14 protein-coding genes are annotated in these 14,832 nt (G+C 70.2%); 7 read left to right on the top strand and 7 right to left on the bottom strand.

Annotation, left to right across the window (positions count from 1 at the left end):
• Window positions 1-219: 219 nt before the first annotated feature.
• The gene (locus tag U9R90_RS33500; protein WP_411060916.1) at window positions 220-936 is read left to right on the top strand and encodes a ScbR family autoregulator-binding transcription factor; all 717 of its coding nucleotides are present in this window, start codon (window positions 220-222) and stop codon (window positions 934-936) included.
• A gap of 29 nt (window positions 937-965) precedes the next feature.
• Here U9R90_RS33500 and U9R90_RS33495 read toward each other — a convergent pair whose 3' ends face one another.
• The 3 genes from U9R90_RS33495 to U9R90_RS33485 form a co-directional block, all read right to left on the bottom strand.
• On the bottom strand, window positions 966-1,715 hold the full coding sequence (locus U9R90_RS33495; protein WP_411060914.1) for a ScbR family autoregulator-binding transcription factor: 750 nt from the start codon (window positions 1,713-1,715) through the stop codon (window positions 966-968).
• 127 nt (window positions 1,716-1,842) lie between these two features.
• On the bottom strand, window positions 1,843-2,643 hold the full coding sequence (locus U9R90_RS33490) for an SDR family NAD(P)-dependent oxidoreductase (RefSeq protein WP_411060912.1): 801 nt from the start codon (window positions 2,641-2,643) through the stop codon (window positions 1,843-1,845).
• A 38-nt stretch (window positions 2,644-2,681) separates the two neighbouring features.
• Complete coding sequence (locus U9R90_RS33485) at window positions 2,682-3,401, bottom strand: HAD family phosphatase (protein ID WP_411060910.1); 720 nt, start codon at window positions 3,399-3,401, stop codon at window positions 2,682-2,684.
• A gap of 345 nt (window positions 3,402-3,746) precedes the next feature.
• Here U9R90_RS33485 and U9R90_RS33480 point away from each other — a divergent pair, with 345 nt between their 5' ends.
• Both U9R90_RS33480 and U9R90_RS33475 read left to right on the top strand, forming a co-directional pair.
• A complete protein-coding gene (locus U9R90_RS33480) occupies window positions 3,747-4,718 on the top strand; it encodes a ScbA/BarX family gamma-butyrolactone biosynthesis protein (protein ID WP_411060908.1) in 972 nt (323 codons plus the stop codon).
• A 372-nt stretch (window positions 4,719-5,090) separates the two neighbouring features.
• Window positions 5,091-5,936: a hypothetical protein gene (locus U9R90_RS33475; RefSeq protein WP_411060907.1), complete on the top strand. Its 846-nt coding sequence runs from the start codon at window positions 5,091-5,093 to the stop codon at window positions 5,934-5,936.
• 109 nt (window positions 5,937-6,045) lie between these two features.
• Here U9R90_RS33475 and mmsA read toward each other — a convergent pair whose 3' ends face one another.
• From mmsA to iolC, 4 genes are read right to left on the bottom strand one after another with little or no spacing between them, the layout of a single operon-like run.
• Window positions 6,046-7,551, bottom strand: coding sequence for a CoA-acylating methylmalonate-semialdehyde dehydrogenase (mmsA, locus tag U9R90_RS33470; RefSeq protein WP_411060905.1), 1,506 nt, complete (start codon window positions 7,549-7,551; stop codon window positions 6,046-6,048).
• 10 nt (window positions 7,552-7,561) lie between these two features.
• The gene (iolD, locus tag U9R90_RS33465) at window positions 7,562-9,430 is read right to left on the bottom strand and encodes a 3D-(3,5/4)-trihydroxycyclohexane-1,2-dione acylhydrolase (decyclizing) (RefSeq protein WP_411061027.1); all 1,869 of its coding nucleotides are present in this window, start codon (window positions 9,428-9,430) and stop codon (window positions 7,562-7,564) included.
• The gene (gene iolB, locus U9R90_RS33460; RefSeq protein ID WP_411060903.1) at window positions 9,421-10,221 is read right to left on the bottom strand and encodes a 5-deoxy-glucuronate isomerase; all 801 of its coding nucleotides are present in this window, start codon (window positions 10,219-10,221) and stop codon (window positions 9,421-9,423) included. Before iolB ends, iolD begins: the two co-directional genes overlap by 10 nt.
• Before the next feature lie 37 nt (window positions 10,222-10,258).
• A complete protein-coding gene (gene iolC / locus U9R90_RS33455) occupies window positions 10,259-11,305 on the bottom strand; it encodes a 5-dehydro-2-deoxygluconokinase (protein ID WP_411060901.1) in 1,047 nt (348 codons plus the stop codon).
• Between the two features lie 161 nt (window positions 11,306-11,466).
• Between iolC and U9R90_RS33450 the strand changes: the two genes are divergently transcribed.
• The 4 genes from U9R90_RS33450 to U9R90_RS33435 all read left to right on the top strand — a co-directional run bounded on the left by U9R90_RS33450 (window position 11,467) and on the right by U9R90_RS33435 (window position 14,701).
• Window positions 11,467-12,375, top strand: a complete 909-nt coding sequence (locus U9R90_RS33450; RefSeq protein WP_411060899.1) for a sugar phosphate isomerase/epimerase family protein — start codon at window positions 11,467-11,469, stop codon at window positions 12,373-12,375.
• Complete coding sequence (locus U9R90_RS33445) at window positions 12,363-13,415, top strand: helix-turn-helix domain-containing protein (protein WP_411060897.1); 1,053 nt, start codon at window positions 12,363-12,365, stop codon at window positions 13,413-13,415. The genes U9R90_RS33450 and U9R90_RS33445 overlap by 13 nt, the downstream gene beginning before the upstream one ends.
• Before the next feature lie 488 nt (window positions 13,416-13,903).
• Window positions 13,904-14,104, top strand: coding sequence for a helix-turn-helix transcriptional regulator (locus U9R90_RS33440; protein WP_411060895.1), 201 nt, complete (start codon window positions 13,904-13,906; stop codon window positions 14,102-14,104).
• Between the two features lie 51 nt (window positions 14,105-14,155).
• Complete coding sequence (locus tag U9R90_RS33435) at window positions 14,156-14,701, top strand: DUF6817 domain-containing protein (protein ID WP_411060893.1); 546 nt, start codon at window positions 14,156-14,158, stop codon at window positions 14,699-14,701.
• The last annotated feature ends 131 nt before the right edge of the window (window positions 14,702-14,832 follow it).

Raw genomic sequence — 14,832 nt, 5'->3', positions numbered from 1 at the left:
AGAGTCAAGAGTCCAGCCACCACGCCGAACACGGACTAAACCCCCCATAAGTCTGGGACTTCAGCCGCCTTCACGCCGCAGCCTCCGGTGAACTCCGCCCACTTCAGGGAATCTCTTCCAGACAAACGGGGCGCACAACTGGATTAAATACCTTGTGGTTGGTTTTATTGTCGGCATGACGTCCCCCCTCTCAAGTCTTCAGCGCCACAAGGACGGATCGTGAGCAAGCAGGAACGCGCCGTCCGCACCCGAAGCCAGCTCATCGTGTCCGCGGCCAGGACCTTCTGCCGGCACGGCTACGCCGAGGCCGGCATGACCGTCATCAGCCGGCTGAGCGGGGTCAGTTCGGGCGCCTTGTACTTCCACTTCCCCAGCAAGGCCGCCCTGGCCGAGGCGGTGGAGACGGAGGCCGCCCGCGCCCTGCACGCGGTCGCCCGGCACATCGGCCAACGCCGCGAATCCGCGCTCCAGGGCCTGGTCGACACCTCGCACGCGCTCGCCCAGCTGCTGCGCGAGAACGTCGTCGCCAAGGCCGGACTGCGGCTCAACTGCGACGGCCACGCCAGCTCCCCGCTGGATCTGCGCCAGGAGTGGCAGGCCTGCGTACAGCGGCTGCTCACCGAGGCATCACGCGAGGGGTGGCTCAACCCCGAACTGTCGCGCCAGCACATGACCTCGGCGATCGTCGCCGCCACCGTCGGGTTCGAAGTCCTGAGCGAGGACGACCAGGAGTGGCTCTCCCGGTACTCGCTCACCGGCTTCTGGCAGTTGCAGCTGCCCCGGATGACGACACCGTACGCACTCGGCCAACTCGACCCGGCAGGCTCTGAGTCCGCACTGGCGGCCGCCCGTTCCGTACCGAGCCTCCCGGCGACAGCGACCTGGGCGGCCGAGCCCGCCCAGTGCGGCCGGCCCCACCACCTGTCCGGACCCTGACGAACAGACCTGGAGGTCTGCTGTCCATGTCAGCCGGGGACGGACTCCGCGCCGTCCGCGACCAGGATGTGATCGGTGGCGACCGCGTCGGCCGTGACCCCCTCCGACGCGCTCCCCTCGGCCGCGATCTCCTCGGCCGTGATCTCCTCCGCCGCGACCAGGGCGCGCTCCCCCCGCCCCGGCGACATGTCGAGCGAGGCCAGCACTGCCGGGACCGCGATGCTGGGCATGAAGTGCCGGTAGAGGGCCGAAGCCCGCCGGTCCAGCTCGTGGCGCTTGTTCGTCGAGCGGGCCATCATGTTGACCCCCGCGTACGCCCCCACCAGCAGGGTGGCGCTCTCGACCGGGTCGACATGCGCGAGGAGCTCGCCCCGGTCCTTCGCCTCCTGCAGCGTCCGCGTGTGGATCTCGGACCAGCCGGAGTACGGACCGCTGCGGTCGAGCTGCGGCCCCGTGTCGTCGAGGGTGAGGCGGACGCTGCCGCGGACCAGCTGGTCATGGGTGAGGCGGTGCGCGAACACCATGCCCAGGTCCACGATCTCCTGCAGCTTGGACGCCTGCGGGAGCTGCTGCGGCGCCTCCGCCACCTGCGCGTCGAGCACCGCGAGCGCCAGGGCCTTCTTGGAGTCGAAGTGGAAGTACAGCGCGCCCTTGGTCACCCCCGCGCGGGTGAGGATGTCGGTGATCTTCGCTGCCTCGTAGCCGTACTCCTCGAAGACCTCGGCCGCTGCCTCCAAGATCACTCTGCGGGTACGGATGCCGCGATCCTGTTTCGCCACCTGGCCGTCCTATCTCTGCGTGCCCTAGCTGGCGGGCGGTCAATACGCGCCAAGCGCGCATGGGGGACACGCCATTAAAACCGACGAGTCAGTATGTAATCAACCCAACGCCCAAGCTACCGGCCGGTCACACCATGGTGAACCCGCCGTCGACAGGCATGGTGACACCCGTGACGAACGAGGCGCGGTCACTGCAGAGGAAGGCCGCGGCCTCCGCGATCTCCTCGGGTTCCGCGGTGCGCGGCTGCGGTGTCGCCGCGTGCAGCGCCTCCTCGATGCCGGGGTTGTTCGCGAACCACTCCCCCACCACCTCGGTACGTGTGGTGCCGGGGGCGACCGCGTTGACCCGGATGCCCTGGGCGGCGTACTCCGCGGCGGCCGCCTTGGTCAGGCCGATCACCGCGTGCTTGGAGGCGACATAGGGTGCTGCCACGGGGGTCGCCAACAGTCCGCCCACGCTGGCGTTGTTGACGATTGCGCCACCGCCGCTCTCCAGCATCGCGGCGAGCTCGTCGCGCAGGCAGTTCCAGACCCCGCGCACGTTGACCTCCATGATCTCGTCGTAGAGCCCGTCCGCCATGAGGTGCAGCGGGGTACGCCCCACGCCGTAACCGGCGTTGTTGAAGGCCACGTCCAGCCGCCCGAAGCGGGAGACGGCACGCGCCGTCGCCCGGGCCGTGTCCGCGGCGCTGGTCACATCCGCGACCACGCACTCGGCCTCCGCGCCATCGGCGCGCAGCTCAGCCGCCAGCGACTCGAGCCGCTCCGCACGCCGGGCGAGCAGCACCACCCTGGCTCCTTCGCGGGCGAACACCCGGGCGGCCGCGGCGCCGATACCGCTGCTCGCGCCGGTGATCAGGGCGACCTTGCCGGGAAGCAGACGGTGTTCCTTCGGCGTGGCGGACATGGCGGGGCTCTCCTCGGTCATGGTGACTCCTCCGTAACGGGACTTCGGCGACAGGCGGTTCAGCGGTGGGGTTCAAAGACAGGCTCTGAGTTCCAGACGGCGCCCGCGGCCGCTTCGGCGTCCACGGTACGCAGCAGGTCCTCACCGATATCCGCGGCCGAGTCCACGACGTGCCGCACTCCCACCTCGCCCATCAACGCGCGCTGGAAGCCGTGCGCGAAGTCGCTGGGGTGGCCGATGAACGGCACGTCGAGCTGCTTGGCGGTCTCGGCGACCCGTGCCACGTCGTCGATGAACAGCACCTGGTCGAAGCGGAGTCGGAACACCTCGGTGGTGATCTCCCGGACGCCCGGACGGTAGTCGTTGGTGCAGACGTACTGCGGGCCGTCGAAGAGTTCGGCGTGCCCGCCCGCGTGGCGGTCGAAGTGGGACTTCGCCAGGCCGCCGTAACACACCGTCCGCAGCCCCAGGGATCGCAGCCTGTACAGGAGTTCGACGGCTCCGTCCAGGACGCGGACCGGCTCGCGCGCGAGGTAGGCGTCCCGCTCCTCGAAGTAGGCCGCCAGGATCTCGTCCTCGGTCGCGTCGAGCCCGGCCGCGACACCCAGCGCCCGGCAGGCGACGCGTTGCGGCTGGGAGAAGATCTCACGCTCCACCGCCGCGTCGTAATGACCGCCGCGGCGGGTGATGAACTGGTGGATGACGGGGCTGAACGTGTCGTTCAGGAGTACGCCGTCGATGTTCACGGCGGCGAGCCGCAGCTGCTTCAGGTGGTCCACAAGGTCTCCGTGTCGTCGATCTGCCCCCGCAACAAAACCGGGGAGTACGGATGTTATGCGTGGAGAACCCAGGGAAACAAGGGCGTTCGGATACCCCCTTGCCTGATGCCCATCTACCGCTTCCCTATCGTGACACCCGAACCTGGACGCCCCAACGCCCGGCCTGGTCAAGGGCGTTAGCGAAGGAATCGGACGATAGGCTTCCAGATTCTTCCGCGCCGCGAGGCAGACTCGACCGCCAAACCAGACTCCCTGAACCTGTTGCAAATCAAACCGAGAAGTACGTATCTTTCGACGGGCAGGACGCAGCACGTACCCAATCGGTCGAGTCCTTCAGGGGGAGTCATGATTCAGACGCTTGTTCCCGCACACGCTCCGGCACCCGCCATCGGCACCGCTCCCGTCGGTCCTTCGCAGAGCACCTTCACCTCGACGGTCCCCCGGCAGCTGGTCCACCGTGCGGCCGTGGCCGAGGTCTTCCTCACGGGCTGGCGGCAGCTAGCCGATGACCACTACCTGATATCGGCCCAGTGGCCGCGTGCCCACAGCTTCTTCGCCCCCGTGTCCGGACGCTACGACCCGATGCTGGCCGCCGAGACGATGCGGCAGGTGGGCGCGCTGCTGGCCCACTCGGCCTTCGACGTACCGCTCAGCCACAAGTTCCTGATGTGGGACCTCGACTACACCGTGATGCCGGAGCATCTGACCATCGGGACCCGCCCGGCCGACCTCGAGCTGGACGTCGTCTGCAGCGAGATCCGCAGGCGCGGCCGCAAGTTCGCGGGGCTGCGCTACGAGGTGGCCATCCGCCACGAGGGCCAGGTCATCGCGACGGGCGGCGCGAGCTACACCTGCACATCGCCGGAGGCGTATCGCAGGTTGCGGGCCGGGCAGCTGGAGTCCGCCGCCGTCCCGCCGATCCCCGGAACTCCCGTTCCGCCCGCGCGAGTCGGCCGCTCATCGGGGTTCGATGTCGTCCTCGGGCCGGCCGCCGAGGCACAGTGCTGGCAGCTGCGGGTCGACACCCGGCACCCCGTGCTCTTCGACCACTACGTCGACCACGTCCCCGGCATGGTCCTGTTGGAGGCCGCGCGCCAGGTGGCGCACGCGATGGCGCCGGGCGACACCGTACTCCTGCCCACGTCCGTGCACAGCACCTTCTCCCGGTACGTCGAGTTCGGCAGCCCCTGCTGGATCGAGGCCGAGTACCCCTCGGGCGACCCCACAGGGCTGGACGGCGGCCTGCGGGTGACGGCCCACCAGGACGGCGAGACCGTCTTCGCCGCCACGGTCACGACGACGGCGCTGCCCGGCTGACCGGCGCCGCCACCACCTTTCCCGCTGGGCCCGCGGACAGGCGTCCGTACAGGACCCCAGTACGGTGCGCCAGGCGGGGCACGGACAGCGGGACCGCGGCCGTATGCGGGATCCGCCCGGCCAGTGAGCCGGGCAGCACCGCCAGGCCGCGGCCCGCAGCGACGGGGTGCCGTGCAGGGGCCTCGCCGCCGCGGTTGCCGATTCCCGGCAACCCCAGCTCGATCTGATGTCCGACCCCTCTACTAGAGTCCCGTGCCGGGACACAGGAGACTCACAACCAAGCGCTCGTCTGCAACCCACACACGTGACTCACAGACGTGATTCACAGGCGTGGCTCACCGACGAGCTCCCACACATCTCAGGGGTGGACACATGAAGATGCGGACCCTCGTGGCCTGCGCGGCCGCCGTCACGATCGCCGCGGGCGCGACCGCCTGCAGCTCCGACGACGTCAAGAAGACGGCCGAAGGCGTCAAGGAGAAGGCCGAAGGCGCGGTCCCGGCCGCACTTCTGCGTGCCACGGACAAGACGGACAAGATGGGGTCCGCCGAGGTCTCGATGTCCACCGACCTGGGCAACGGCCAGCCGGTCACCATGGACGGCACCTACACGTGGGGCGACGGCCTCGGCTTCGATGTCGAGATGGACGCCAAGGCGTCGGGCATGCAGCAGCTCGTCTCCGGCGACACCGTCCGCTCGCTGTTCGTCGACGGCTCGTACTACTACAAGGTGAACCCGCAGCCGAGCGGCCCGCTCCAGGGCAAGCAGTGGCTGAGGATCGACGCTTCGGCGATCCTGGGCGAGAACGGCTCCGCGAACCTCCAGTCGCAGAACGCCGACCCGACGGCCGGTCTGCGCGGCATCAAGCACGCCAACGACGTCGAGGACCTCGGCGAGGAGACGGTCGGCGGCAAGAAGACGACGCACTACAAGGCGGCGCTCCCGCAGAACGCCCTGGGTCTGGAGAACGACTCGGCGATGGGCCAGCTCACCGGGAGCGGCGAGATCGACATCGAGATCTGGGTGGACGGCAAGGACCTGCCGGTCCGCATCAAGCAGGACATGGGCACCATGTCGGTGACCATCGACTTCGAGAAGTTCGGTGCCGCCAAGACGATCGAGGCACCGCCCGCCGCCGAGACCGGCGATCTGACCGAACAGGTCAAGGCCGGGCAGGGCGCGGGGCAGGGCGGCGCGCAGGGCGAGACCCAGGGCTGAGACCCAGGGCTGAGACCCAGGGCTGAATCGCCGGGCTGAATCGCAGGGCTGAGACAGCCGTTCGCCCCGGTCGGCGGTCGTACGTGACCGCCGACCGGGGCGACGTGTCTCAGTGGTTGCGGGGGAAGCCCAGGTCCACACCCGCCGGAGCGTCGGCCGGGTCGGGCCAGCGGGTGGTGACGACCTTGCCGCGGGTGTAGAAGTGGGTGCCGTCGTTGCCGTAGATGTGGTGGTCGCCGAAGAGGGAGTCCTTCCAGCCGCCGAAGGAGTGGTAGCCCACCGGCACCGGGATCGGCACGTTCACGCCGACCATCCCGGCCTCGACCTCCAGCTGGAAGCGGCGGGCCGCCCCGCCGTCGCGGGTGAAGATCGCGGTCCCGTTGCCGAACGGCGACGCGTTGATCAGAGCCAGGCCCTCCTCATACGTCTCGGCGCGCAGTACGCACAGGACGGGGCCGAAGATTTCGTCGCGGTAGGCGTCGGCGGTGACCGGCACCCGGTCGAGCAGCGACAGGCCGATCCAGTGCCCGTCCTCGTGGCCGGGGACGGTGTAGCCGGTGCCGTCCAGGACCACCTCACAGCCCTGGGCGGCGGCGCCGTGGACGTAGGAGGCGACCTTGTCGCGGTGCGCGGCGGTGATCAGCGGGCCCATCTCGGAGGTGGGGTCGTTGCCCGGCCCGATCTTGATCTTCTCGGCGCGCTCGCGGATCTTCGCCACCAGCTCGTCACCGGTGGCGCCGACCGCGACCACCGCGGAGATGGCCATGCAGCGCTCACCGGCCGAGCCGTAGGCGGCCGAGACGGCGGCGTCGGCGGCGGCGTCCAGGTCGGCGTCGGGCAAAACGAGCATGTGGTTCTTGGCGCCGCCCAGGGCCTGTACCCGCTTGCCGTGGGTGGCGGCGGTGGTGTGGATGTAGCGGGCGATGGGGGTGGAGCCGACGAAGGAGACGGCCGCCACGTCCGGGTGTTGAAGGAGCCGGTCGACGGCCACCTTGTCGCCGTGCACCACATTGAACACCCCGTCCGGCAGGCCCGCCTCGGCCAGCAGTTCGGCGATCTTCATGGCGGCGGACGGGTCCTTCTCGGACGGCTTGAGGACGAAGGTGTTGCCGCAGGCGATGGCCATCGGGAACATCCACATCGGCACCATCGCCGGGAAGTTGAACGGGGTGATCCCGGCGACCACGCCCAGCGGCTGCCGGATCGAGGCCACATCCACCCGGCTGGACACCTGGGTGGACAGCTCACCCTTCAGCTGCACGGTGATCCCGCAGGCCAGGTCCACGATCTCCAGACCCCGGGCCACCTCGCCCAGCGCGTCCGAGTGCACCTTGCCGTGCTCGGCGGTGATCAGCTCGGCGATCTCATCGCGGTGCGCGTCAAGGAGCGCACGGAACTTGAACAGGATGCCGGTGCGCTGGGCCAGCGACGAGTTGCCCCAGACCGTCGCGTAGGCCTCGCGGGCGGCAGCCACCGCCGCGTCCACCTCGTCCACGGACGCGAAAGCGACCTGAGTGGTGACAGCACCGGTCGCGGGATCGGTGACCGGCCCGTAGGTACCGGACGCGCCCTCGACGGTCTTGCCACCGATCCAGTGGTTGACGGTCTTCGTCATGACGTACTCCTCACAGGTGACGGCGTCGGGTTGTGACGTGCCGGTCGTACTCTTCCCGCGCCTTGACCGCCGACGGACGGCTCGCGGTCTCGGCTACAGGAACATCCCACCACGCCTGTGCGGGCGGCACGCCCGACACTGTGTCTGCCGTTTCGGTCTCCACATAGACACCTGTGGGGCCCGTCGCCTGCCGTGCCTCGTGGAGGGCTTCGCGCAGGTCACGTACGGTTTTCGCGCGGACCACGCGCATCCCGAGGCTGGCCGCGTTGGCGGCGAGGTCGACGGGCAGCGGCGCCCCTGTGTACGTACCGTCGTCGGCCCGGAAGCGGTAGGCGGTGCCGAACCGCTCACCGCCGACGGACTCGGAGAGGCCGCCGATCGACGCGTATCCGTGGTTCTGCAGGATCACCACCTTGATCGCGATCCCCTCCTGTACGGCGGTGACGATCTCGGTGGGCATCATCAGATACGTCCCGTCGCCGACCAGCGCCCAGACCGGCCGCCCCGGATCGGCGAGGCCCACGCCGATGGCGGCCGGGATCTCGTATCCCATGCAGGAGTAGCCGTACTCGACGTGGTACTGGTCGCGGGAGCGGGTCCGCCAGAGTTTGTGCAGGTCGCCGGGGAGCGAACCGGCCGCGTTGATGATCACGTCGTCGCCGGTGACCAGCTCGTCGAGCAGGCCGACGACCTGGGCCTGGGTGGGGCGGGCATCCGGGTCGGGGGTGGCGTAGGCGGCGTCGACCTGGGCCTCCCAGCGGGTTTTGTGCCGGGTGTACTCGGCTTCGTAGGCGGGGTCGACGCGGTGGTCACGCAGCGCTTCGGTGAGCGCCTCAAGGCCCGTGCGGCCATCGGCGATCAAGGGCAGTGCGGCCATCTTGTGGGCGTCGAACCCGGTGATGTTGAGGTTCAGGAACCGCGCCCCCTCGCCGAACAGCGTGCCGGACGCGGTCGTGAAGTCCGTGTACCGCGTACCGACCCCGATCACCAGATCAGCGGTACGGGCCAGCGCGTCGGCCGTCGCGGTGCCGGTGTGCCCGATGCCACCCACGTCGGCGGGGTGGTCGAAGGCGAGCGAGCCCTTGCCCGCCTGGGTGGACGCCACCGGGATACGGGTCGTGTCGGCCAGCGCCGCGAGCGCGCCCTGAGCCCCGCTGTGCCGGACGCCGCCGCCCGCGACGATCAGCGGGCGCCGGGAATCCCGTACCGCCCGCACCGCCGCCGCGAACTCGCGCGCGTCGGGGACCGGACGGCGTACGCCCCAGACCCGCTCGGCGAAGAACTCCTCGGGCCAGTCGTACGCCTCGGCCTGCACATCCTGCGGCAGCGCGAGCGTCACCGCGCCGGTCTGCGCCGGGTCGGCCAGCACCCGCATCGCCTGCAGCGCGGCCGGGATCAGCGCCTCGGGACGGGTCACCCGGTCGAAGTACGTCGAGACCGGCCGCAGGCAGTCGTTGACCGACACATCGCCCGCGTACGGCACTTCGAGCTGCTGCAGTACGGGGTCGGCGGGCCGGGTGGCGAAGGTGTCGCCGGGCAGCAGCAGCACCGGGAGGTGGTTGATGGTGGCCAGTGCCGCGCCGGTGACCAGGTTGGTCGCGCCGGGCCCGATCGAGGTGGTCACCGCGTGCGCGGAGAGCCTGCGCGCATGGCGGGCGTAGCCGACGGCCGCGTGCACCATGGCCTGTTCGTTGCGGCCCTGGTGGTACGGCATCTGATCGCGGTTCTCGATCAGCGCCTGGCCGATCCCGGCCACGTTGCCGTGCCCGAAGATCCCCCAGGTGGCGGTGATCAGCCGCTGCCGGATGCCGTCCCGCTCGGTGTACTGGCGTGCCAGGAACGCCACCAGCGCCTGGGCGACGGTAAGCCTCACCGATATCCCTCCGGGTGGTCGGGGTGGAAGCTGATGCGCCAGGCGCGCTCGTCGCCCGGGCCCGCCATGACGTTCAGGTAGTACATGGTGTGGCCCGGCTGGGCGATGGACGGGCCGTGCCAGCCGTCGGGCACCAACACCGCGTCGCCGCTGCGGACTTCGGCGAGCACGTCCGTACCGCCGGGGCGGGAGGGCGACACCCGCTGGTAGCCCAGACCGTGCTCGCCCTCGATCTCGAAGTAGTAGATCTCCTCGAGTTCGGCCTCTACGCCCGGCCGGTGCTCGTCGTGTTTGTGCGGTGGGTACGAGGACCAGTGGCCACCGGGCGTGAGCACCTCGACCGCGATCAGCCGATCGCAGTCGAAGACGCTCGCCGCGCCGAAGTTGTGGACCTCGCGGGCGCAGTCGCCGCTCCCCCGCTGCTCGACGGGGACCTCCGGCGCGGGGCCGTAGCGGGCGGGGAGTCTGCGCTCGCACTTCGCTCCTGCCAGGGCGAAGCGGCCTCCCGCGCCGGAGGAGATCGATACGTGGGCGTCGCGTGGTACGTAGGCGAAGTCGCTGACCCCACTGAACACACTTGCCCTGCCCAGGAGTTCAAAGGACTCGCCTGCCACGTGCACGGTACAGCCACCACTCAGCGGCAGTACGATCCACTCGCTGTCCTCGGTGGCCAGCTGGTGCGTACCGCCTGGCGGCAGCTCGACGACCCGCAGGCCCGCGTACCCCCAACCGGCCCGTTTGTGGTCGATGTCCAGCGCGTACGGCCCACTGGCCGTACTGCCTGCCGGTAGGTGCATCAGGGCTCTCCTCGATCTCGATCGATGACGACGGCTGTCACACCCGGCCGCCTTCCAGTACCGCGGCCACCTCGTCCGGGTACGGCATGGCGGACGAGCAGGCCAGGCGGGACGCGACGATGGCCCCGGCGGCATTGGCGTACCGCATGGTCCGCTCCAGGTCCCAGCCGGACAGCAGCCCGTGGCACAGCGCACCGCCGAACGCGTCGCCGGCGCCGAGCCCGTTGACGACCTCGACGGGTACGGGCGGGACTTCGGCGCTGTCGCCCGCGCGGTTCATGGCCAGTACGCCCTTCGGGCCCTGCTTGACGACGGCGAGTTCGACGCCCGCGTCCAGCAGCGCGCGGGCCGCGGCGTGCGGTTCGCGCTCACCGGTGGCGACCTCGCATTCGTCCAGGTTGCCGACGGCGACGGTGGCGTGGCGGAGGGCGGCGGTGTAGTAGGTCCTGGCTCTCTCCAGGTCCGTCCCGGTGGCGTCGGTCCGGGCTGTGTCCTTCCAGAACACCGGCCGCCAGTCCAGGTCGAAGACCGTGGCCGTCCCGGCGGCGTCGGTCCGGTGCCTGAGCGCCTTGAGCGTCGCCGAGCGGCTCGGCTCCTCGCTCAGTCCCGTCCCGGTCACCCAGAAGACGCGCGCCGCCGCGATCGCGTCCAGGTCCAGCTCATCGGCATGGATCTCCAGATCAGGGGCCTTGGGCTGTCGGTAGAAGTACAGCGGAAAGTCGTCGGGCGGGAAGATCTCGCAGAAGGTGACCGGCGTCGGGAGTCCCGGCACACCCGAGACCCAGCGGTCGTCGACGCCGAACTCGCGCAGCGCCTGGTGCAGATACGCGCCGAACGCGTCCTCGCCGGTGCGGGTGATCAGAGCCGTGCGCCGCCCGAGGCGGGCCGCGGCGACGGCCACGTTGGCGGCGGAGCCGCCGAGGAACTTGCCGAAGGTGTCGACCTGCGCGAGCGGGACTCCGGTGCGCAGGGGGTAGAGATCGACCCCGATCCGCCCCATGGTGACGACGTCGTACGGGACGTCGCAGGAGTCGTACGAGACGTCGTTGGAACCGTCCTCGTCCGTTCGGCGATCCTCTGTCACCGTGCACGTCCCTTCGGCCTCGGGTTCGGCGGGTGCCCCCAGGGTGCTCCCAACGGGTCCAGGTCTAGTCCCGCCGCCCGAGCCCTGTCAATCTTTTGTCCTGACATATAGACCGTGACGGACCTTGACACCCGTTTCCCGCCACCTGGAGGCTGACGCCCATGACGCCGCCGTCACCCCTGTCGCGTATCCGCATCGGCTCCGCACCCGACTCCTGGGGCGTGTGGTTCCCTGACGATCCCCGGCAAGTCCCCTGGCAGCGCTTCCTCGACGAGGTGACCGACTCCGGGTACGAGTGGATCGAGCTCGGCCCGTACGGCTATCTGCCCACCGATCCGGCCCGCCTGCGCGAGGAGACCGGGCGGCGCGGGCTGCGGGTCTCCGCGGGCACCGTCTTCACGGGGCTGCACCACGGGCCCGCCGTCTGGGACACGACCTGGGCCCATGTCGCACAGGTCGCGGAACTGACCCGCGCGATGGGCGCGGGCCATCTGGTCGTCATCCCCTCCTTCTGGCGGGACGACAAGACCGGAAAGGTCCTGGAGGACCGCGAACTGACGCCCCAGCAGTGGCACTGGCTCGCCTCGGGCACCGAACGCCTGGGGCGCGAGGTGCGCGAGCGCTTCGGACTGCGCATCGTCGTCCACCCGCACGCGGACACCCACATCGACACCGAGCCGCATGTCGCCCGCTTCCTCGACGCCACGGACGCGGACCTGGTCTCGCTGTGCCTGGACACCGGGCACTACGCGTACTGCGGCGGCGACAGCGTCAAGCTGATCGAGACGTACGGACCGCGCATCGGTTATCTGCACCTCAAGCAGGTGGACCCGCGGGTGCTGGTGGACGTACGGGCCGAAGACCTGCCGTTCGGCCCCGCGGTGGCCCGTGGCGTGATGTGCGAGCCGCCAGGCGGCATCCCCGCGCTCGAACCCGTACTCCGGGCGGCCCAGGCTCTGGACATCGACCTCTTCGCCATCGTCGAACAGGACATGTACCCCTGTCCCCCTGACCAGCCCTACCCGATCGCCCACCGCACCCGCCACTATCTGCGCTCATGCGGGGCCTGACCCACCCACGGGGTGGGACCCAACGGGGCCCGGCCGGTTCCTGGGAGCGGGTTCTGGCCCTCCCGCACCCCCGGCTGCGCCCCGGCGTCATCGCGTACCGCGGCTTCCGCCTGGCGCTCGACCAGCCGCGCCGCAGGCTGGAGACCCCGATCGGCGCGGTCACGCTCCTGCTCGGCTTCGGCCATCACCCCCTCCGCGTCCACCACGCGACCCGCCCCACCGTCACCCGCACCTCGGCCCTTTCCGGTCTGACCACCACACCCGTACTCGGCGAACACGACGGCCGCCTCTCCGGCATCGAGGTACTGCTCGCGCCCTGGGCCGCGTTCACCCTCTTCGGCGTCGCCCAGCACGAGTTGGCCGAACAGGTCGCGGACCCCGACGAGGTCCTCCCGTACGGCCCACTCGCGCCCTCCGGCACGTCCTCCGACGCGCCCTCCGTCCGCAACGCCGACCGCGGTCGTCACCGCCACCGGCATCGGTACCGATACCGATACCGCAGGATCTCCGACCTCTCCGACGCGCTGAGCGCACTCCCCTCGTGGCACACCCGATTCACGCTGCTCGACGAGATCCTCATCCGCTGGTCCGACGCCGGAACACCCTGCTCCACGCGGACCGCCCACGCCTGGTCCGAGCTGGTCCGCACCCGAGGAACCCTCCCGGTGCACCAGCTGGCCGAGGAAGTCGGCTGGAGCGTCCGCCAGTTGGAGAGCCGTTTCCGCGAACAGATCGGCCTCAGCCCCAAGGCCGCCGCCCGCGTCCTGCGGCTGCAGCACGCCCGCCGCCTGCTCGCCACCGGCCACAGCCAGGCCGAGACCGCCGCGGTCTGCGGCTTCTACGACCAGTCGCACCTCAGCGGCGAGTTCCGGGCCATGACCGGTTGCACTCCGGGCGAGTTCACGGCGGCCCGCCGCAGCGCCGCGCCCGGGTACGGACCGCCTGGCCCCGACCGCCTCGCCGGAGAGGCCACCTCTCTTCTCCTCCCTCCCGGTGCCGACGCCACCGCGCCTTTCTCCAAGACCGGCGGTCACTCCTGACGGCACTCTGGTCCGGCAAGTACAGGCCTGCCTGCCGGACTGACGGGGGACGACGGTGGGCGGGACAACGGTGGGCCGGACCCGACGCAGCGGGCCCGGCCCACTTCTCGCTCGCCTGAGCGCGGAGTCTCCGCGCTCTCTGTACGCGGCCCGCGCGTGACCGGCGACCTGGACGCCGCCCGCCCCAGACACCACACAGGCCACGTGCCACCACACAGGCCACGTGTCATCACACAGGCCACGTGTCATCACGCAGGTCATGTGTCATCACACGCGCCGCGTGTCATCACACTCATCCCTTGCACCACATACGTCACCAACATCCCCTCTCCGTCACACATGTCTCACTCACGCGGACTTTCCGTCACACCTGGTCAACAGAACCTCTCGCACAGTCACCGGCTGTCGTTCACGGGGCACAGGCTGAGTGATCGCTCCCCGACGGCTCCCCCGGCCGCCGCTGCGGCGCGTACATGGAGGTTCCACCGATGACCGACCGACGGCTCTGGTCGTACAAGGAGATCGCCGCACACATCCGGGTGCAGCCGGACACCGTGCGCTCCTACCGCAAGCACGGCCTGCTCCCGCCCCCCGACCACGTCGAGGGCGGCAAGCCCTACTGGTACGCGGACACCGTCCGCGCCTGGGTAGCCAGCCGCCCCAGCAACCGGGGCCGCAGGCAGGAGTAGTACCCCCGGCCCCGCGTACCCCGTGCGCGGGGCCTTCGCCACAATGCCCCCATGACGAACCCCACCACCGCGACCCAAGCGGCCACGGCTCTCCTCATCACCTGCGGTGCCGAAACGATCCAGCACCCCGGCGGAACACTCCTCGCCCACCTCCACCGCGTACAGGCCCTGCTGGCGGACTGGGGCGCCCGCCCCGCGCTCCAACTCGCCGGCCTGTGCCACGCCTTCTACGGCACGGACGGCTTCCCCACCGCGCTCCTGGACCTGGCCGAACGCCCCCGCCTCACCGCGGCGATCGGCCAAGAGGCGGAGGACCTCGTCTACTTCTACGCGAGCTGCGACCGCGCCACCTCGTACCCGACCCTCGCGTCGCCCAACGCGCCCTTCCGCGACCGTTTCACCGGCGAGGAGCTCACCCCGTCGCTCACCCAACGCCGCGACTTCGCCGAACTGACCGCCGCGAACGAACTGGACCTCGCCCGTGTCAACCCCGCCTTCCGCGAGGAGCACGGCCCCGACCTGCTCGCCCTCCTCACCCGCTTCAGGCCCCTGCTGACCGGCAACGCCTGGCAGGCGACCACATCAACCCTCGCCTGAGCACGCGTACTCACCGATACTCACCGAACATAAGCAGGCGCCCCGATCCCTCGCTCCACCCGACCCGGTTGAGTGAGAGGCATGCCCGACGCCACCACCCGCACCCCGGCCCACACTCCAGCCTCCACCCC

The organism is Streptomyces sp. E11-3 (genome assembly GCF_046540415.1).
Lineage (GTDB): Bacteria > Actinomycetota > Actinomycetes > Streptomycetales > Streptomycetaceae > Streptomyces.
The sequence above is the reverse complement of the archived record's forward strand: the minus strand, read 5'-3'. Positions and strand labels throughout refer to the sequence as shown.